Origin of the sequence: Mucilaginibacter sp. UR6-11 (genome assembly GCF_020880695.1) — a bacterium.
Taxonomy (GTDB): Bacteria; Bacteroidota; Bacteroidia; order Sphingobacteriales; family Sphingobacteriaceae; genus Mucilaginibacter.
In genome coordinates, this window is the sequence record NZ_JAJIWO010000001.1 from 108,870 (window position 1) to 127,775 (window position 18,906).

At 44.1% G+C, this 18,906-nt stretch carries 16 protein-coding genes; 7 read left to right on the forward strand and 9 right to left on the reverse strand.

What is annotated here, in order from left to right; genetic code table 11:
• Positions 1-91 precede the first annotated feature (91 nt).
• The 4 genes from LJ658_RS00545 to LJ658_RS00560 form a co-directional block, all read right to left on the reverse strand.
• Complete coding sequence (locus LJ658_RS00545; protein ID WP_230544496.1) at positions 92-775, reverse strand: HAD family hydrolase; 684 nt, start codon at positions 773-775, stop codon at positions 92-94.
• Between the two features lie 37 nt (positions 776-812).
• Complete coding sequence (locus tag LJ658_RS00550; RefSeq protein ID WP_230544497.1) at positions 813-1,538, reverse strand: SDR family oxidoreductase; 726 nt, start codon at positions 1,536-1,538, stop codon at positions 813-815.
• 69 nt (positions 1,539-1,607) lie between these two features.
• On the reverse strand, positions 1,608-2,501 hold the full coding sequence (locus LJ658_RS00555) for a helix-turn-helix domain-containing protein (RefSeq protein WP_230544498.1): 894 nt from the start codon (positions 2,499-2,501) through the stop codon (positions 1,608-1,610).
• A 24-nt stretch (positions 2,502-2,525) separates the two neighbouring features.
• The gene (locus tag LJ658_RS00560) at positions 2,526-6,017 is read right to left on the reverse strand and encodes a glycosyl hydrolase (RefSeq protein WP_230544499.1); all 3,492 of its coding nucleotides are present in this window, start codon (positions 6,015-6,017) and stop codon (positions 2,526-2,528) included.
• 150 nt (positions 6,018-6,167) lie between these two features.
• On the opposite strand from LJ658_RS00560, the gene lysS reads away from it, so the two are divergent.
• On the forward strand, positions 6,168-7,889 hold the full coding sequence (gene lysS, locus LJ658_RS00565) for a lysine--tRNA ligase (protein WP_230544500.1): 1,722 nt from the start codon (positions 6,168-6,170) through the stop codon (positions 7,887-7,889).
• 193 nt (positions 7,890-8,082) lie between these two features.
• Positions 8,083-8,295 carry a hypothetical protein gene (locus tag LJ658_RS00570; protein ID WP_230544501.1) on the forward strand — a complete coding sequence of 71 codons (213 nt, stop codon included), beginning with the start codon at positions 8,083-8,085 and terminating at the stop codon, positions 8,293-8,295.
• A gap of 39 nt (positions 8,296-8,334) precedes the next feature.
• On the opposite strand, the gene LJ658_RS00575 is transcribed toward LJ658_RS00570, so the two are convergent.
• Positions 8,335-8,886 (reverse strand): DUF2892 domain-containing protein, encoded by a 552-nt coding sequence (locus LJ658_RS00575; protein ID WP_230544502.1) that lies wholly within the window; start codon positions 8,884-8,886, stop codon positions 8,335-8,337.
• Between the two features lie 73 nt (positions 8,887-8,959).
• Between LJ658_RS00575 and ung the strand changes: the two genes are divergently transcribed.
• Positions 8,960-9,643: a uracil-DNA glycosylase gene (gene ung, locus LJ658_RS00580; protein ID WP_230544503.1), complete on the forward strand. Its 684-nt coding sequence runs from the start codon at positions 8,960-8,962 to the stop codon at positions 9,641-9,643.
• A 62-nt stretch (positions 9,644-9,705) separates the two neighbouring features.
• Here the strand turns inward: ung and LJ658_RS00585 are convergent, their stop codons facing one another.
• On the reverse strand, positions 9,706-10,176 hold the full coding sequence (locus LJ658_RS00585; protein WP_230544504.1) for an Lrp/AsnC family transcriptional regulator: 471 nt from the start codon (positions 10,174-10,176) through the stop codon (positions 9,706-9,708).
• Positions 10,177-10,298: 122 nt separating this feature from the next.
• Here LJ658_RS00585 and LJ658_RS00590 point away from each other — a divergent pair, with 122 nt between their 5' ends.
• From LJ658_RS00590 to smpB, 3 genes are all read left to right on the forward strand, one after another.
• Entirely contained in the window at positions 10,299-10,949 is a 651-nt protein-coding gene (locus LJ658_RS00590; RefSeq protein WP_230544505.1) for a metal-dependent transcriptional regulator, read from the forward strand.
• A complete protein-coding gene (locus LJ658_RS00595) occupies positions 10,946-12,826 on the forward strand; it encodes an Nramp family divalent metal transporter (protein WP_230544506.1) in 1,881 nt (626 codons plus the stop codon). Before LJ658_RS00590 ends, LJ658_RS00595 begins: the two co-directional genes overlap by 4 nt.
• A gap of 92 nt (positions 12,827-12,918) precedes the next feature.
• Positions 12,919-13,371 carry an SsrA-binding protein SmpB gene (smpB, locus tag LJ658_RS00600; protein WP_230544507.1) on the forward strand — a complete coding sequence of 151 codons (453 nt, stop codon included), beginning with the start codon at positions 12,919-12,921 and terminating at the stop codon, positions 13,369-13,371.
• Positions 13,372-13,423: 52 nt separating this feature from the next.
• Here smpB and LJ658_RS00605 read toward each other — a convergent pair whose 3' ends face one another.
• The 3 genes from LJ658_RS00605 to LJ658_RS00615 all read right to left on the reverse strand — a co-directional run bounded on the left by LJ658_RS00605 (position 13,424) and on the right by LJ658_RS00615 (position 17,150).
• Entirely contained in the window at positions 13,424-14,080 is a 657-nt protein-coding gene (locus tag LJ658_RS00605) for a protein-L-isoaspartate(D-aspartate) O-methyltransferase (protein WP_230544508.1), read from the reverse strand.
• Between the two features lie 193 nt (positions 14,081-14,273).
• Complete coding sequence (priA, locus tag LJ658_RS00610) at positions 14,274-16,763, reverse strand: primosomal protein N' (protein ID WP_230544509.1); 2,490 nt, start codon at positions 16,761-16,763, stop codon at positions 14,274-14,276.
• A gap of 3 nt (positions 16,764-16,766) precedes the next feature.
• Positions 16,767-17,150 (reverse strand): DUF423 domain-containing protein, encoded by a 384-nt coding sequence (locus tag LJ658_RS00615; RefSeq protein WP_230544510.1) that lies wholly within the window; start codon positions 17,148-17,150, stop codon positions 16,767-16,769.
• An 87-nt stretch (positions 17,151-17,237) separates the two neighbouring features.
• Here LJ658_RS00615 and LJ658_RS00620 point away from each other — a divergent pair, with 87 nt between their 5' ends.
• Positions 17,238-18,821: a hypothetical protein gene (locus LJ658_RS00620; protein ID WP_230544511.1), complete on the forward strand. Its 1,584-nt coding sequence runs from the start codon at positions 17,238-17,240 to the stop codon at positions 18,819-18,821.
• The last annotated feature ends 85 nt before the right edge of the window (positions 18,822-18,906 follow it).

The window sequence follows — 18,906 nt, forward strand, 5'->3', positions numbered from 1 at the left end:
TGGATCACCTGATAATGGATCATGCCTAAGCATCTTAGGTATATAATTTTACTTTCATTCAAGTGGGTATGCCGGAAAAAGACGACGCTAATTAAACGAAGCCTAAAACATCTTTGATACACTCCACACTTTTAAACATACCGCTGTCAATACTCTGTTCAATTTCCTCATGGGCCCAGGTGATATGATAAGGCACGTGTATGGCATAACCGCCGATGTTTAGCACCGGCAGCACATCGCTCTTCAGCGAATTGCCAACCATTAACAGCTCACTTGGGCGGATATCAAGATGCTTGATCAGTTTTAAATAATTGACATCATCTTTTTCAGACATGATCTCCACATGGTGAAAGTAAGCGTTAAGATTTGACTTGCGGAGCTTGCGCTCCTGGTCTAACAAGTCGCCTTTGGTTGCCACCACCAAACGGTATCTGCCTTTTAAAGAACACAGCACTTCTTCAACACCGTCAAGTAGCTCAATAGGTTGATTAAGCATTTGTTTACCAAGATCGATGATTTCGCCTATGGTTTTGGCACTGATCATATTATTGGTTACGGCCATGGCGGTTTCTAACATTGACAGTACAAAGCCTTTTATGCCGTAACCATATAAACCTAGGTTGGCTATTTCAATTTTAAGCAGCTCACGCTCCAGTTCGTGCCGCGGAAGGTATTCTTCCAGCAACGTACAAAAAGCCTCTTCAGATTGCCTGAAATAAGGCTCATTTACCCAAAGCGTATCATCTGCATCAAAAGCAATAACTTTAACGTTCATACCACAAAGGTATCAAACATAAACTACATCGAAAACATTACCACGGGCTTTCCTGATCGCCAGCTTCTCTATCATTACTAAAATACTTACCGGTAGGGCCATCTGCCCCGATCGTGGCATATTTAACAATGATCTTCGCTGCATCTTCAACCGTTCCCGGTCCGTTGTGATGATTAAAATCCGTTTGGGTATAGCCGGGATCAATGGCATTAACTTTAAAGGCGGTGTCTTTCAACTCGTGAGCCAAATGAACCGTATAGGCATTCAAAGCCGTTTTTGACGGCCCGTAAGCCGCTCCCTTAACCTGGTAATATTTCCAATTCGGGTCGCTGTGCAGGGTTAGTGATCCCAGGCCCGACGTAACGTTTACTATCCTTGGTTCAGGCGATTTTTTGAGCACATCGATAAAGCTTTGGGTTACGCTGATCACTCCGAAAAAGTTGGTATCAAATACTTCTCTGATGGTTGATAAAGGTGTGGTTGACGGTGTTTGCTGCATGCCGCCCAGTATGCCGGCGTTATTGATCAATACGTCCAGCTCTTTCACCTGTGCGGCAGCCTGCGCCACCGATTCAGGGTTGCTCACATCGATCAGTAACAGCCCGGTGTTAGCTAAACCTTCGGCTTTTAGCTGGGCCACGGCTTGTTCGCCCTTCGCTTTATCGCGGCTGCCCAGGTAAACAAAATATCCCTGTTGTAATAATTGCCGGGCTGTTTCAAAGCCGATACTTTTGTTGGCTCCTGTTATCAATACTTTTTTCATAGTTGTGTTTTTTTTATGCGATACAAAGGTACCCGCCCTGTTTTCAACACAACGGCACTCTTAAAGGTTTCAACGGTACATTTCACGGATGGCGGTACGGTAGGCCACCGGGGTATCATTAACAATGCGCTTAAAGAAACGGTTAAAATAAGAGGCATCCTCAAAACCCAGCCTGAAGGCTATTTCTTTAACCGAATGGTCGCTGTGAAAAAGCAGGCGTTTGGTTTCAAGTATTAAACGGTCATGGATATGCGCAATGGCAGGCTTGCCGCTTTGTTCTTTAACCACCTCGCTTAAATGCCCGGCAGATATGTTGAGCATATCCGCATAGGCCGAAACCTCGTGATACCGGGCATAGTTCTCTTCTATTTTATTAAGATAACGCTTTAACAATACGCGGCCGGGCGCGGTATTTACATTACTAAATTGTTCCACATAAAGCCGGCTTAAATAAATCATCAATACGCGCATATAGCTCATGAGCATGCTATGCTGCCAGTTACTATTGTTGCTGTTTTCGGTATAAACCTTTTCCAGCATCTCCCCGATAAAAGCTACATCGGCGTCACTCAATAAAAGTTCATGCCCGTTTTCCGGGTTTTGAATGATGGGCAATTGCCGCAACAAACTGTTTTCTTCCAGTGCCAGAAACTCTTCCGTAAAACCAAGGATGATACCGGTGAACGGTTTGCCGTCTTCCTTTAAGTGCACCTGGTGCGGCACGGTAAAATAAAAGGTATTGGATTTAAGGACGTAAGGTTTTGTATCTATCCAATGCTTATTGGCGCCATCTTTTACAAAAGCCCAGAAATAATAGCCTTTACGATGCGGCACCAAAAAGTCAGCGCGTTTATACATTACACTGCAATTTGCCTTGTGAATGCTGAACATTTTACTGCCGGTAATTACGTCAGGCGCCAGCGCATGACTTGGTATAGCAGGCTCTATATCGGTATGGTACATTACCCAAAGTTAAGGGTAATGTACCTACTGCGCTAATTTTATATGCTGATATGACCGTATAATAACCGGACCCAATAAACCCGACTGCTGCAAAGGCGAATTTCCGTCCCAATGATTAAAAGTAACAAACGTGGTGCGTTTTGAATCGCGCTTACCTGTGCCGTCAAGCCAGTTTGGCCATTCACTTATAATTGAACCGTTATATTTCAGATCGCCCGGCATACGTGCATCGCCAACCAGCCGGTTACGCCATAAGTTAGTCACTTTAATCTCGATATCGTTTTTGCCCGCATGTACTGCACCCGTCAAATCAACTCTAAAAGGTATTTTCCATAACACACCCAGGTTCTTACCATTCACGGTAACCTCGGCAATAACGCCCACGCTTCCTAAATCTAATTCTAACGAATAGCCTTGCTTCAGCATATCTCCCGTTGCGGTAAATTGCTTTTTATAAGTCGCCGTTCCCGAGAAATATTTTATGCCTTCATCATCAGCTGCCGGCCAGGAGATCAGCTTCGAAAAAGTGGCTTTAGCCGGAGCGCCCGTATTTTTAGGGAAGGTAATATCCCACGGCCCCGCTAGTTCAATTGGCCTTGGCACCTTAGTAACTACGGCGGTTTTAGTTGTACCGCTGTTAGTTGTATAGGTTACCTTACCGGGATAGGGCGTAACCCAGGCAGGTGCTCCGTTTTCATACACCAATTGGGTTTGAGGGATGTCGTTTTCAAGGTGGACTATATTTCCATTTTGTATTTTAACATGGTAAGTCTCGCCGTTGGCAAAATAAGCCAAATGCAGCTCACGCTTAGTGCCCGGCTCGGCAGGTGGCGCTTCAAATAACTGGTCATCAACCGCAAATATCAAGGCGTTTGAACTAACCAGCCCGTTTACTTTTTTAGTAACATCGTAAACAGGATATTTTGGTGGCACGCCCGTCAGATCCGGCAAAAACCTGCCGTACAGCGCCCTGATCAGTTTAAACGGCTGACCATTGAATGCCAGGTCTGAGTGCTGGTTTTCCAGAAGATTTAGTTGATGGCGCTGACCTCCTAACTCATAGTCCATTCGCAATTCTTTTACCGATCCGAAAGCCGGGTCGCCAGATGAAAGGGCGTTATTAGCTGATATATGAAGCCCGTCATTTTTGACAGCCCTGGTTAAGGTATCGGTCACATCAGCAATTCCATCAGGCAGAAACGCGCCGTACTCTGCTTTAATAATTCGCAGACCAGACAAAGGCTCAAGTTTTGGGTGATCTAAAGTGATCCTGGCGTTAGCAATATAATTTGACGATGATGCCGCCGCGCCGCGGAAGATCACAAAAACAGCCCCGTTGGTATTAAAAGTCAATGGGATAGCAGTAGTATTCCCGGCTCCTTTTTGCCAAACTAAAAGATCTTCAACTTTTCCGGTCTCCGGGTTCCATAACTGCGGCTTTTTTCCGGCTACCCTGAATCTGCAAATTTCTGTCCGGGTATTAGTTTGCGGGTTTGATACAAAGTAAATATCATCATTACCAACCGTACGGTGGATAAAATTAAGATCGGAGCCGGTTGTTCCGCCCGAAAAATCAGGAACAAGTCGCTGCCTGTTAAGCGCATCGGCAACTGAAAGATCTGATGAAACTTTAATGTTCCATAATTCGTCAGCCAGTTGAGTAACCTGGCTGTCGCTGGCAGGATACCCTTGTAAGCTTGGCGATTTAATAGGTTTAGCGCCAATGATAGCCGCGCCGGCGGTACTTAATTCTTTAATTTTGTTTAATAATTGCGGCGTTGCCCAAATGGTATTAGGCAATACCAGCAAACGATACGCTAAGCCTGCATGGGTATATATCTTGCCATCTTTAACAGTTAGGCGCGCCAGTTCATCGGGGCCAATCTGGTCATAATCATAACCCAGGCGTTTAATATCATTTCTCAGAATGGCATCATTTGGAGAAGATTCGTCTGTAAACACCAAAACATCGGCGTTGCTTCGCCCCTGCTGTAATAAAAACTGACCGCGGGCCAGGTAGCTCATGTAAGCTTTACTTTGCTCCCACCAGGTATTGAGGCGGCTCATCTCTACCCCCCACTGATGGAAAGTAACGCCGGGTGCAATGCTCCACGGCTGGTGCGGGTAACTGTGAAAAATAAACCGGTTAACGCCTTCTGTCCACATCCGGTCGCCCAGGGGTTTCATGGTTGCGGGATGATTTACCCAACCGCCTATGCTGGTAAATGCTTCTGCACCTACTAAAGCGTTACCTCTAAGATGCGCAACTGATGCAGCCATTCTTGCCGACTCTGCGTAATCATTACCTGTTAACCAAAACTCGCCCATAACGATATCAGCCGGTGCACCTACCTGCAGAGATTCGTACGGACCGCCATAAGGCTCGGTCGAGAACTTCATTTTATTTTTATGGCACAGTTCGCCAAAATAGGTATAGTAATTGTCGGCCATTAAGTCGCCAATTGTCCTGCGGAAATCCCACAGAAAACGTTCAGCTACTTCGCCGCTTTCTACATAATAACCCGCCAGCGTTGGCAAATAACCCAGGCAATCATATTGGCGGCGTTTTTTAAACTCCTGATTGAAACCTTCGGTCCAGTTATCGCAGCCGACTTCATAGCTGTCTACCAGGCAGTTATTTAATGTCTTGCCAACTAAAGGGCTTACCTTATCCAGGATTGGCTTTATACCATCAGCCCAGTAGGCATCAACTGCGGCGCGGCTCATTTTATCAATTTCAAGCCCCTGGCCGCCTTTTTCAGACGGGTGGTTCTCGGTTCCGTTTGGTGTATGGCCAAACCGGATGATTGTCCAGTCGCCGGCGGGCGCTGCCCAGTTTAGCGTTCCGTTTGCCGACATTTTTGAGCTAAGATCAACTATGATGTTTTTTGCGATGATGGAGGCAGGGTCAATTACTTTATCGCTGGGATCAAGGTGTGTTTTAAAATCGCCCCCGGCCAATGATTTAATTCCCAGCAGATCTATCTTTTGGTTGCCTTTTGGTGTAGGGAAAGCCAGTACAACGATGTCTTTATAATAGTTAAACTTAGTTGCCGGTTGTGGTAATATCTGGTTAATAACGCTCCCGCCCTGAACCTGGGTTTGGCTGTAAACTATGGTTTGCATAGCGTTTTCGGGTTTAACCCATGGCCCGCCGCTTGACGACCAGCCCGGTCCGTTGTGAAAAGCCAATTGCATGCCGAGACGATTTGCCTCGGTTACCGCAAATTTAAAAAGCTCAAGCCACCCGGGGCTTAAGTAAGTTACTGTTCCTTGCGGGTAGCCTTGCCCTACGTTAAAAATTTGCGCCTCCTGGATACCTACGCGTTTCATTGCTTCCAGGTCGGCGGTTATGCCTTTTTTGGTGATATTGCCATCTATCCAATGCCACCAGGTGCGGGCCCTGGCCGATGGCGGTGGGTTTTTAAAGCCGGACAACAAAGCATCCTGGGCTTGTACTACATTTTGAACAAGGCATAGCGCCGCAAAGGCAATAGCAAAAAACAAACGATTCATGAAACGTAAATTATAATTGGTGCACCCAAGATAAATACATTAACGGTGCTAACTGTCTGTGTCTGTCCTGATGGTAAATGTTTACGCTTGGGCTATCGCGCAAGCTAAAAAAATCGTATTTTTGCCACCTCAATAAAATATCGTTACAACATGAGTATTGCACTATCCGAGCAGGAAATTATACGCCGCGAATCTTTACAACAGTTACGTGCCCTGGGCATTAATCCTTATCCTGCCGAAGAATTTAAGGTTACTGATTTTGCGCAGGATATCACCGATAATTTCCAGATTAACCCGGATACTTATACAAGTGTAACCATAGCCGGCCGGATCATGACGCGCCGGATTATGGGCAGCGCCTCATTTGCCGAGATACAGGATAGTACCGGCCGAATGCAGATTTACCTTAAACGCGACGATATTTGCCCGGATGAGGACAAAACCCTGTACAACACCGTATTTAAAAAATTATTGGATATCGGCGACTACGTAGGTGTTAAGGGTTATGTATTTTTAACACAGACAGGCGAGATCTCTGTACATGTACAGGAGCTAACTATCCTGTCAAAATCATTAAAACCATTGCCGGTAGTTAAGCGCGATGAAGAGGGAAATATCCATGACGGATTCACTGATCCCGAAATGCGTTACCGCCAGCGTTATGTTGATTTAACCGTTAACCCGGAGTTTAAACAGATCTTTATCAAACGGTCGAAAGTGATCAGCGCCATGCGCAATTACTTTAATAACCAGGGATGGATGGAGGTTGAAACGCCTATCCTGCAACCCGTTCATGGCGGTGCTGCGGCGCGCCCGTTTGCCACGCACCATAACACGCTGGATATGCCGCTGTTTTTGCGCATAGCTAACGAGTTATATTTAAAAAGATTAATAGTAGCCGGTTTTGACGGCGTATATGAGTTTGGCAAAATGTTCCGTAATGAGGGCATGGACCGCACGCATAACCCGGAGTTTACCGCAATGGAAATATATGTGGCCTATAAAGATTATATCTGGATGATGGCTATGGTTGAGGAGTGCCTGGAGGAAGTGGCCAGGGCCGTACATGGCATTGCAGCGGTACAGGTGGGCGCCAACGAGATTAATTTTGCGGGGCCTTATACCCGGTTAACCATGTATGAATCTATCCAGAAATATACCGGCATTGATGTTTCGGCTATGGACGAAGCGGGCCTGCGCGAAACCTGTGCCGACCTTAAAATAGAGGTTGACGCCACCATGGGTAAAGGCAAACTGATAGATGAGATCTTCAGCGCTAAAGTTGAAGCCAACCTGATCCAGCCAACTTATATTACCGACTATCCTATTGAGATGACACCGCTTGCTAAAAAGCACCGCACCAAAGATGGCCTGGTTGAACGTTTTGAATTATTTGTGAATGGTAAAGAGATTGCAAATGCCTACTCTGAACTCAACGACCCTATTGATCAACGCGAACGCCTGGAAGAACAACTGATATTAGCCGGCCGTGGCGATGATGAAGCAATGGCCATGGATGATGATTTTTTACGTGCCCTGGAATATGGGATGCCACCGACATCCGGGCTGGGTATTGGTATTGACCGCCTGGTAATGCTGTTAACCAACCAAAGTACCATACAGGAAGTATTGTTCTTTCCGCAAATGCGCCCCGAGAAAAAAGCTAAGGTAGTAACAGCCGACGACTTTATAAATATCGGCGTACCGGCCGAATGGGTACCGGTGCTTAATAAAATGGGCTTTAATACGGTTGAAGAGCTAAAGGCCGGAAACCCAAACAAAGTATTCAATGATTTGGGCGGCATGCGTAAAAAACTTAAATTAGACATCACAATGCCTGCTAAAGAGGTGGTAATGGCCTGGTTCGAATAACTGTTTGCAGAGCGGCGCATTGCTTTGCGCCTCCTGCCAAATGTATTTCAGCGGCACGGAATAGTATTCCCGGTATAACTGGTGTTATCCACACCACTTATTAACAATTCTTTAATATAATAATAAACCTAAGGAAACTTTGGCATTCAATGTGTTACGTATTTTTACATACACACATTTTATGCAAAACGTTATGACTAATTCAATATTAGAAATTACAGAAAGCGAATATCTGATAAAATTGAACAGATCAAACTTCAACTTATCATTTATCAGGAGCTTATTAAAGATGGTTGAGGTAGCAGACCCGGCCGGCGAATTTATGTCCACGCCTGACAGGAACATCAGCTATAATCAAAACTACCAGTCTGAGCCTGACTACTTCAGTTCTATTGATGATAAATAGCCTTTAAAATGATAAGTTTTAAAGGCTATTTATTTACAATTAAAATTGCTGGCGGTATCCGCCTTTTACCACCTGTTTGTCCATTTGGGCCATTTGTTGCTTCATCATCTTTATCTGATCGCTAAGCAACTTATTTTTATCATCCTTAGCAGCTTCCTGCAAATACATCGTCGCCTCGCGCTTATTGCGTTTGGCCATTGATATGCCTGCCAGGCTAAGCTTGGCTAAAGCTGTGTTGTGCGACATGGTCATGCCCAGTTGCAGCGCCTTCTTGAAATACTTCTCTGATTTTAAAGGCGCCTTGCGCGATTCAATTAAACCTAACAAAAGATTGTAATAACCATGCTGGTTTTTATGCAGTTGTTTTTCGTAATCCGTTATTTTTAATAACCACGCATCCGCTTTGTCCGAGTTTTCTTTACGCAGGAAATATTGTGCGATGATCATGTTCTCATTAAAAAAGAATGATAACAGGATTATTCCGCCCAGTAACAGAACCAATATCCCCCAGCCCCAAAATCCAAACACGCAAAGCGCCACAGCGGCACCAAAAAAAACGCAGGCTGCTATAAGCCGAACTATATTTGACATAATTTGTTATCCTATAAATTAAAGTGCAAATATCCGTTTATTTGTACTCTTAATCAACACTTCCTGAATATTTATGGCAATTGAATTAGAAGCCTCATGGCTAAAGGTTTTAAGCGAAGAATTTGGCAAAGACTACATGCTTAAACTGAGGCATTTTTTAAAAGATGAAAAACAGGCAGGCAAAGTTATCTATCCAAAAAACGGTGATATATTTAATGCCTTTGCCAAAACACCATTTACAAAAGTTAAGGTAGTTATCCTGGGTCAGGACCCCTACCACGGCCCAAACCAGGCGCATGGCCTATCTTTCTCGGTACAAAAGGGGGTAGCTGTACCGCCGTCATTAAAAAACATCTACAAAGAACTTTCTACAGATATCCCCGGTTTTATTATCCCGAATACCGGCGACCTGACCGCATGGGCCGAACAGGGCGTGTTGCTGTTAAATGCTACATTAACCGTACAAGCGGCCAATGCCGGCTCGCATCAAAAAAAAGGCTGGGAGCAGTTTACAGATACGGTTATTAAAACCATATCTGATAAAAAGAAAGGTGTCGTGTTTATCCTTTGGGGCGCCTATGCCCAATCAAAAGCGCCGCTGATAGACGGCAGCAAACATCTGATCATTAAATCTACCCACCCATCGCCCCTGGCGGTAAGCCATGGTGGTTTCTTCGGGTCGAAACCTTTTTCAAAAACAAATGCCTACTTGGAAAAACAGGGCGAAAAGCCGATTGACTGGACTATAAGAGATTAGTGATTGGAGGTTAGAGATTAATTGAATTATAAACCAACTAATCTCTGATCACTGTAAGTCGCTTAATATTCCAGCGGTACTATCGGCTCTTTCTTACTGGTGGACATGATCATCATAGTTTGGAATGTTTTAACCACGCTGATGCGGCTGATCTTTTCCATGATCAGCTGCTCATATGATTTGATATCGCGCACATACACCTTCAGCAGGAAATCGCACTGGCCTGTTACGTGGTGGCACTCGGTAACTTCTTTAATTTGCTGTATCTCGTTAATAAAAGTCTGGATAGTATTTTTCTGATGGAAATCCAGCGAGATCTGGATAAATGTTTTAATCCCCAGGCCAAGTTTTTCTTCATCAACCAGGGCATGGTAGCTTTTTATATATTCGGCGTTTTCCAGTTTCCGTACGCGCTCTAACGTTGGCGCCGGTGATAATCCTATTTCTGTTGAAAGTTGAAGATTGGTTATTCTTCCGTTCTCTTGTAAGGTTTTAAGTATTTGCAGGTCAATCCTGTCTAGTTCTGCGGCCATATCTACTTCAGTAATTTATAACAAAGTACAAAATTATATTTTTCAATATCAAGATATGTAAAATATAATTTTTTTAACATAATTTTTTAGACCTGTCTAAAAAATTTATTAGATTTGTTTAAATGAATACTTTAGCCGAAGAAAACTATCTAAAATCTATTTATCATCTGTCATTAAATGATGTTACGGTGAGCACCAACCAAATAGCGGCCGCGTTAAGCACCAAGGCTGCATCAGTAACAGACATGCTTAAAAAGCTGGCAGACAAGGAGTTGATTAACTACGAAAAATACCAGGGCGTTACCCTTACCCCGGCTGGTGAGAAGATAGCCCTGCATATTATCCGCAAACACCGCCTCTGGGAATATTTTTTGGTAGAGAAGCTAAACTTTAAATGGGACGAGGTGCACGAAATGGCCGAGGAAATGGAACATATCTCGTCTGTAGAATTGATTGACCGGCTGGATAAGTTTATGGATCACCCTAAACATGATCCGCATGGCGACCCTATCCCCGACCGCGACGGTAATTTCAAAAAACACGAGCTTAAACCTATTGCGTCGCTAAACGTTAATGAAAGCGGTATCATATCCGGGGTGCGCGATCACTCGCCCGCATTTTTGCAATACCTGGAAAAGCAACAGCTCACCATCGGCAAAAAAATAGCAGTTACAGATATCATTGAATACGACAACTCCATGATATTACAGGTTGAAAATACAACTACACACATCAGCCGCGAAGTGGCTAAAAATTTATTGATAGCTATATGAGCAAGAGATACAATGAATCGTTAGGAAACGTACACTCCTCTGTAGCCACCGAAAACAAAACCGGCTGGAAAAAGATCCTGGCTTTTATTGGCCCGGCTTACCTGGTTAGCGTTGGTTATATGGACCCCGGCAACTGGGCCACAGATATCGCCGGCGGCAGCGCCTTTGGTTATAAGCTGATCTGGGTATTGTTTGCTTCAAACCTGATAGCCTTATTGCTGCAATCGTTAAGTGCGCGTTTGGGCATTGTACGCGGGTTGGATCTGGCCCAGGCCTCAAAGATCACTTATCCGCGGTTTGTTAATTTTTGCCTGTATATACTGGCGCAGATAGCCATTATTGCCTGTGATCTGGCCGAGATCATCGGTATGGCCATCGGGTTAAACCTGCTCTTCAATCTGCCGCTTATCTGGGGCGTATCGCTTACCATTACGGATACCTTGCTGATGTTGTTTTTGATGAACAAAGGCATGCGCAAGCTTGAGGCCTTTATTGTATCTATGATATTTATAGTAGGGTTATCTTTTTTGATCGAAATGTTTATTGTTACACCCGATGTTAAAGAGGTTGCACTGGGCTTTATCCCAAGAAACTTAACCGGCAATGCGCTGTATATAGCCATAGGCATTATAGGGGCAACGGTAATGCCGCATAACCTTTACCTCCATTCTTCGTTAGTGCAAACCCGGCAAATAACACGCACGGAAGCAGGTTTAAAAACGGCTATAAAATTTAACCTGTTTGATACGGTAATTGCTCTAAACCTGGCGTTTTTGGTCAATGCGGCTATATTGATACTTGCCGCCAGCGCTTTCTTCAGGAATGGCTATTTCCATATTGCCGAAATACAGGATGCTTACAAATTACTGGAACATATTTTTGGCCGTACAGCGCCGGTACTGTTTGCGATAGCGCTGATTGCTGCAGGGCAAAGTTCAACCATCACCGGAACGCTGGCCGGGCAGATCATTATGGAGGGGCACATTAACCTGCGTGTTGAACCCTGGCTGCGCCGCCTGTTAACGCGCGTGCTGGCCATTGTCCCGGCTATGTTCACCATTATTTATTCGGGCGAAGAGGGTTTGGGTAACCTGATCATTTTGAGCCAGGTAGTATTGAGTTTGCAGCTGGGCTTCGCAGTTATTCCGCTGATCCATTTTACGTCAGATAAAAAGAAGATGGGTAACTTTGCCATCAGTTTAAAAGTTAAAATAGTGGCCTGGGCAAGCGCTATAATTATTGTTGGCCTCAACGCCAAGCTGGTTTATGAGCAGATAAACTCGTGGGCGGCCGCATCGCCGTCGACCGCTTTTTGGATGTATATGGCGGTAATACCTGTTGTAATAGGTATCGCCCTGCTTTTATTGTATGTATTTTTCAGGCCGCTGCTGTTTAAACATGCGGATGTACCAACCTACATCCCACACGGTATTGCGGGCGAAATTGACAGTTTGGAAGCGATAGATTACCATACCATTGGCGTAAGCATTGATTTCTCAAAGAACGATACCAACTCCATAAGACACGCTATTATGCAGGGTGGTAAAAAAGCTACCTACCTTTTGATACATGTTGTTGAAACCGCTGGAGCCCGTTACTACGGCGAACAGGCGATGGACCATGAAACGCAAAGCGACGTAGACAACCTTGACCAGTATGTTGCTGCCCTGCACAAACTTGGCTATAAGGCCGAAGCTAAAATTGGCTATGGCACGGCCGCAACCGCTATAGCAACCATTGTAAAAAGTCAGAAAATCGACTTTATCGTAATGGGGTCGCATGGCCATAAAGCGCTGAAAGATTTGATATTTGGCACCACGGTTAACAAGGTGCGGCACATGGTTAACATACCGGTACTGGTTGTTAAGGCGCAGTAGTAACCGCAATTTCGCGTGGCTATAAACAGGACAGGGGGCGCAAAATATTGCGTCTCTACCGTAAAAAATCATAAGTTTGCAGGGAAGAAGTTATGAGCGACGATAAAATATACATAAAAAATAAAAAAGCTTATTTTGAATATCATATCCTGGATAAATACATAGCCGGGATAAAGCTGCTGGGGACCGAGATCAAATCAATACGAGAAGGCAAGGCTAATATTAATGACGCGTTTTGCACTTTTATTGACGGCCAGCTTTACGTACGGAACCTGCATATTGCCGAATACTCATTCGGCTCATTTTATAACCACGAATCCAAACGCGACCGGGTTCTACTACTCAACAAAAAGGAATTAAAAAAACTGCAGACCCGCGGCGAAGAAAAAGGATTAACTATTATACCACTGGCACTGTTCATCAGCGAACGTGGTTTTGCAAAATTGGAAATTGGTTTGGCCCAGGGTAAAAAAACCTTTGATAAACGCGAAACACTGAAGGAGCGCGATACCAAAGTTGAAATGGACAGAGCAATGAAACGGTAAGCCCAAAGCCTTTCCTAAATTATCCGCTATGTTTCTCTTCGGTGGTACGGTTTTACCAGGCCCGCTCGCCTACCAACGGCACAAATCTAAAGGTATCCAGTACATGCTTTTCGTAATCATGTTCGCCGGTCTTTAAGATAGTTACCATTTTTTGAACGTTTTCATCCCCTACCGGGATAACTAATATCCCGCCTATGTTGAGCTGGCTTAATAAAATTTCGGGCACAGTGGGCGCACCGGCGGTTACAATTATTTTGTCGTAAGGGGCATGGCCGGCAATACCTTTTGAGCCATCGCCTAAAAAGAATTTGGCCTTATAACCCATGCGCGGCAGTACCTGGCGGGTACGCTCGTATAATTTTTCCTGTCGCTCAATTGTATAAACTTTAGCTCCCACCTCCAACAAAACACAGGTTTGATAACCTGAGCCGGTACCTATTTCAAGCACCTTATCACCTTTTTTGATGTGCAGCAATTCTGTCTGGTACGCTACCGTGTAAGGCTGTGAAATAGTTTGCCCTTCGCCTATCGGGAAAGCGATGTCCTTATAAGCCTGGTTCCAGAAAGTTTCATCAAAGAAAAAGTGACGGGTAACTTTGCCTATGGCTTTAAGCACCTGCTCATCCTCAATACCCTTTTTCTTTAATTCTTCTACCAGCTTTTTTCTTGCGCCCTGTTCGCGGTAATTATCAATATACTTATAAGCCATTATACTAACAAAGTTATACAAAAACGACAGTGATTTAAGCGGAACAGGTAGCTTGCATACCAAATATTATGTGTGTGCCTGACAACTAACAAATTAATATTTTCACCAGGCCAGTTTCAAAATAAATCCTGTGATAAGATTTTCTTATTTACCCTATAACGAAGATGATAGATATCGATCGATCAACAAATAGTTAATACGGATCAACGTCAGGCTGCACGATGCCGCCTTTACTCAATTTGGTGGTTTGAAATTGGGTGATGATATCGCGGATTCCGGCTTTAACTTTATTTATAGATACCCCGTCCTTTTCAAACTTAAGCATGATGGACTGTATATAATAATTACGGATCCGGCTAACCAACGGCACCTGCGGCCCTATTACCCGTTCTTCTCCAAAATGCTTGCGCAGCTCGTTACCCAGGTAAATTGCCTGGTTATGCAGTATATCGGGGTTTTTATGCTTGATATCTAAATTGATGATACGGTAGAAAGGCGGATAATGAAACGCCCGGCGTTCTTCCATTTCAGTAAAATACAGGTCGCTGTAATTGTTTTCTATCACCTGTTTAATTACCCGGTGGGCCGGATCATAAGTTTGTATCACCACCTTGCCCTGCTTGCCCCTGCGGCCCGCCCTGCCGCTTACCTGGGCCAGCATTTGGTAACTACGTTCGTTTGCCCGGTAATCCGGATATTTTAAAAGACTGTCTGCGTTAATGATGCCTATTACCGTTACATCTGCAAAATCCAGGCCTTTGGCAACCATCTGGGTGCCTACCAGGATATCTATTTTCTTTTCCTCCAGATCATTCAGGATATTTTGCAGCGAGTTGCGCGACCGGGTCGTATCCAGATCCATACGGGTTATCCGGGCCCCGGGCAACAGCAGGCTCAGTTCGTCCTCCACCTTCTCGGTACCAAAGCCACGATATTCCAGGTGAGTTGATCCGCAGGCCGGGCAAATGGCTGGCGTGTCTTCTTTATAGCCGCAATAATGGCAATGCAGCTTACCGGTATGTTTATGGTAAGTTAAACTTACATCGCAGTTAATACATTTTGGGGTATAGGCGCATATTTTACAGAGTAACACCGGCGCGTACCCCCTACGGTTCTGGAACAATATTACCTGCTCCTTATGCGCTAACGCGGTTTGGATATCGGCCATTAACACACTGGTAAAATGCGACTGTATGGTTTTTTTCCGGGTTTCTTCGGCAATGCTTACCACTTCAATTACGGGCAGCTCAACACCACCATAGCGTTCGGTTAATTCTGCGAAACCATATTTATGTGTACGGGCATTAAAATAGCTCTCGAATGACGGCGTTGCTGAGCCTAACAGCACTTTTCCCTGGTGCATATTGGCCAAAAAAATGGCGGCATCGCGGGCATTATAGCGCGGCGCCGGATCAAATTGTTTGTAGGATGTTTCGTGTTCCTCGTCAACTATGATCAGCCCCAGGTCGGCATACGGTAAAAAAACAGACGAACGTGCACCCAGTACAACCTTGTATTCATTGTTCAGCACTTTTTGCCAAACCTCCACCCGTTCGTTGTCATTAAAACGCGAGTGATAAACACCTATATGGGCGCCAAAATATTGGCGCAGGCGTTCAATAATATGCGTGGTAAGCGCAATTTCAGGCAACAGATAAAGTACCTGCCTGCCCTGCGCTATCATCTCCTCAATCAGCCTGATATAAATTTGTGTTTTGCCTGATGAGGTCACGCCATGCAGCAATACCACATCTTTATCATCAAACTGCTGCTTTATGCCGGTTAAAGCCGCTTGCTGTTGGGGGCTTAATTCAAAATCAGCGTCCAGATCTTCCGCCTCAAAAAATAAGCGGCTTACATTCTTTTCCTCCGCAATAAATACCTCTTTTTCAATCAAGGAGTTAATACTGGCAGAGCCTGCGCCGCTCTCTTCAATCAACTCGTTTTTTGATATTGTTTTTTGATGGCGCGCCAGCTTGAGATAAGCCAATACGGCGTCGGCTTGTTTAGGCGCCCGTTTTTCTAATATACCAAACAGCTCCTTTAAATTATCCTGCCCCTGGTAAGCAGGGTTCAGCGTCAGGAAAGTGCGTTTTCGGGGCTTGTAACGATCGCTTACTTCTTCAGATATGTTGATAATGTTTTTTTCAAACAATCCCTTTAATAACGGCATTACCGTTTTCTGGCTCAATAGTTTAGCGATATCGCTTATCGTTAATTCGGGCTGTATTTCAAGCGCCTCCACAATTAAGAATTCCTTATCATGCAGGGTTGCCTTGTCGTACTCAAAACCCTTATTCAGCACAATTTTTGTTTCGCTGGCCAATTTCAGAGCCGATGGCAGCGCGGCGTTCATTACCTCGCCATCATAGCACATATAGTACTCTCCCAGCCATTTCCAAAAAAGCAACTGGCGCTCGGTAACAACCGGGCGGTCGTCTAATATCTCCAGTAAATACTTTGCTTCGTATTTTTCGGGCGGGTTTTCTGTTATTGCGGAAACAACGGCTGTATAAAGTTTGCTTTTGCCAAATTGCACCACCACTCGTTTACCTATGGCTATGGTACCATTCAACTCAAAAGGAACCCGGTAAGTATAATTTTTAGCTATGGCAAGCGGTAAAATTACTTCTACAAAAAGTGTTTTACGGTTAACGTCGCGGGCCTCGGCAAATTCTAACATAATTTATTTACTCCTGGCAGCAGCAATGGCAAGCGATAACCAGCCCATAATAAACAGTAATCCGCCCAATGGTGTTATAGGGCCAATAAATTTAGTTTCAATATGAAGCAGATCCCGGCAGGCCAACAGGTACAATGAGCCCGAAAAACATACGATCCCGATGGTAAACAGGTAATAGGCTGCGGTAACCCAGCTATTCTTGCCCCTGGCAAACGTCGCCAGGAACAACAGGGCAAAAACGTGATAAAAATTATACTCGACCGCGGTATGCCAAACCGCTAACTGGGCCGGTGTTATTACTGCTTTTAACCCATGCGCACCAAATGCGCCGGCTGTAACAGCAACCGTACCTAATAACGCCGCGGTAATGATTATTGATTTATTCATGAAAATTTAAAAGGCTAAGTTAACCAATTGAAACTATTACTTGAATGGCTCGCGGTAAAAATCTAACTTGCAGCGTAAACTATTATAATGAGACGACTAATTATTATCACAATAATATTGCTTATAGCCACTATTGCTATAACGGTTGTCTATTTCAAAAATTTAAATACCCCCGGGCTGCATAACAGCCAGACCATGGGTACCATCCCTGACAATGCTGCGCTGGTATTTGAGTTTAACAATGAAGATAGCTTTTATGATATTTTTACCGGCAACAAATTATTTGAAGCGGTTATTGGCAAACAAAACCTGGCCGATATAGACACCCTGCATCACCAGTTGATGGCTGTCCCGCCGCTTAAGAAGTTTTTTACGGGCCAGAACACGTTTATCTCCCTTCATCCGCTGCCAAACCACACTATTGAGCTGCTCATCACCATAGCCGCTACCAAGGGTTTTAACCCGGCCGATATTGATAAACTACCGGGCCAGCTAAATAAAAATCTGCTGGTTAGCGCTACTGCTTTTGAAGGCAAGAAGGGATATACCATTTATTCGGGTGCATTAAAAAAACGGTTTTATTTATTAAATAAAGAAGACGGGATCTATACCGGTAGTTTCTCAAAAGAGTTGATTGAACAAAGCGCGCGTTACATCCCGCAAAAAGACAAAAAGCTTTTCTTAATGCTGCCCGATCAGCAAAACACAAATTCGCTGGCTAACTTATATGTTAATTATAGCCGGCTTGATCAATTATCTGAAGCGCTGTTTAAGAACAAGAACACTGATATTTTTAAAAGCTTTAAGCTACTGCCCGCTTTGGCTGCCCTGAATTTAAATTTCAAAAGCGACGCGCTGCTGTTTACTGGTTTCTCAAATATTCAGCAAGATCAACCTTCGGGCTATTTAAATTTATTTGCTAACCAGCAGCCTGTAGTAAATAGCTTAAAGGACATTTTTCCGTCGACCACTGCATACAGCATAAGTTTTGCGGTATCTGACCCTAAAAAATTCAAAGCCGACCTTTCGGGCTGGTACGTTAAGGCAAAGCTGCAACATGAAAAAGATTCCTTATTTAACAAAGTAAAAAAGGAAACCGGTATCAATTTAATCAGCGAATTTAACCAGGTGCTGGGTAATGAGTTTGCGGTGGTTACCACCCGGTATATGGAGAAATACGCTATTATCAGCTTAACCAATGGCTCAGCATTTAAGCCTGTTATGCAAAACATCAGTAACATGACCAGCGATAATATAGGCCAGGTAAACTATACCAAACTGCCTTATTTTTTATTAGGAGATGCCTTTAACCCGTTTTATCATCCCTGGTTTATGATTGTTGATAATTACCTGATTTTGGCCAATACCGAATCAGAATTAAAGAGTTATTACGACTCGTATTTTAACCGCAAATTTCAAAGCAAAACACCACAATACAACCAGTTTAATGACCTGATGGCTGAGAAATGCAATGTTGCCTTGTACATTAACTTTAAAAACGCGCAACCCATTTTAAAAACAGACCTCAACAACGATTTCTACAGTGACTTTGAAACAAATAAAACAGGCTGGAAAAATTTTTATGCCGCATCTTACCAGCTTATAGCAGCTGATAAAAATTTCTATACCAGCTTTTGTATGGGTTTTAACCAAAACGAAAACCCCAAATAACGCTGTTGCCGTTAGCAGGTATTGGGTTAACCGCCGGGCTTAACAGGTAAATAATTTAATTCATTAATTTTACGGATAATAGATT

Excerpts from the sequence above, each read along its gene's own strand:
- LJ658_RS00545 (WP_230544496.1), bottom strand. The coding sequence starts at position 775 with ATGAACGTTAAAGTTATTGCTTTTGATGCAGATGATACGCTTTGGGTA.
- LJ658_RS00550 (WP_230544497.1), bottom strand. The coding sequence starts at position 1,538 with ATGAAAAAAGTATTGATAACAGGAGCCAACAAAAGTATCGGCTTTGAA.
- LJ658_RS00555 (WP_230544498.1), bottom strand. The coding sequence starts at position 2,501 with ATGTACCATACCGATATAGAGCCTGCTATACCAAGTCATGCGCTGGCG.
- LJ658_RS00560 (WP_230544499.1), bottom strand. The coding sequence starts at position 6,017 with ATGAATCGTTTGTTTTTTGCTATTGCCTTTGCGGCGCTATGCCTTGTT.
- lysS (WP_230544500.1), top strand. The coding sequence starts at position 6,168 with ATGAGTATTGCACTATCCGAGCAGGAAATTATACGCCGCGAATCTTTA.
- LJ658_RS00570 (WP_230544501.1), top strand. The coding sequence starts at position 8,083 with ATGACTAATTCAATATTAGAAATTACAGAAAGCGAATATCTGATAAAA.
- LJ658_RS00575 (WP_230544502.1), bottom strand. The coding sequence starts at position 8,886 with ATGTCAAATATAGTTCGGCTTATAGCAGCCTGCGTTTTTTTTGGTGCC.
- ung (WP_230544503.1), top strand. The coding sequence starts at position 8,960 with ATGGCAATTGAATTAGAAGCCTCATGGCTAAAGGTTTTAAGCGAAGAA.
- LJ658_RS00585 (WP_230544504.1), bottom strand. The coding sequence starts at position 10,176 with ATGGCCGCAGAACTAGACAGGATTGACCTGCAAATACTTAAAACCTTA.
- LJ658_RS00590 (WP_230544505.1), top strand. The coding sequence starts at position 10,299 with ATGAATACTTTAGCCGAAGAAAACTATCTAAAATCTATTTATCATCTG.
- LJ658_RS00595 (WP_230544506.1), top strand. The coding sequence starts at position 10,946 with ATGAGCAAGAGATACAATGAATCGTTAGGAAACGTACACTCCTCTGTA.
- smpB (WP_230544507.1), top strand. The coding sequence starts at position 12,919 with ATGAGCGACGATAAAATATACATAAAAAATAAAAAAGCTTATTTTGAA.
- LJ658_RS00605 (WP_230544508.1), bottom strand. The coding sequence starts at position 14,080 with ATGGCTTATAAGTATATTGATAATTACCGCGAACAGGGCGCAAGAAAA.
- priA (WP_230544509.1), bottom strand. The coding sequence starts at position 16,763 with ATGTTAGAATTTGCCGAGGCCCGCGACGTTAACCGTAAAACACTTTTT.
- LJ658_RS00615 (WP_230544510.1), bottom strand. The coding sequence starts at position 17,150 with ATGAATAAATCAATAATCATTACCGCGGCGTTATTAGGTACGGTTGCT.
- LJ658_RS00620 (WP_230544511.1), top strand. The coding sequence starts at position 17,238 with ATGAGACGACTAATTATTATCACAATAATATTGCTTATAGCCACTATT.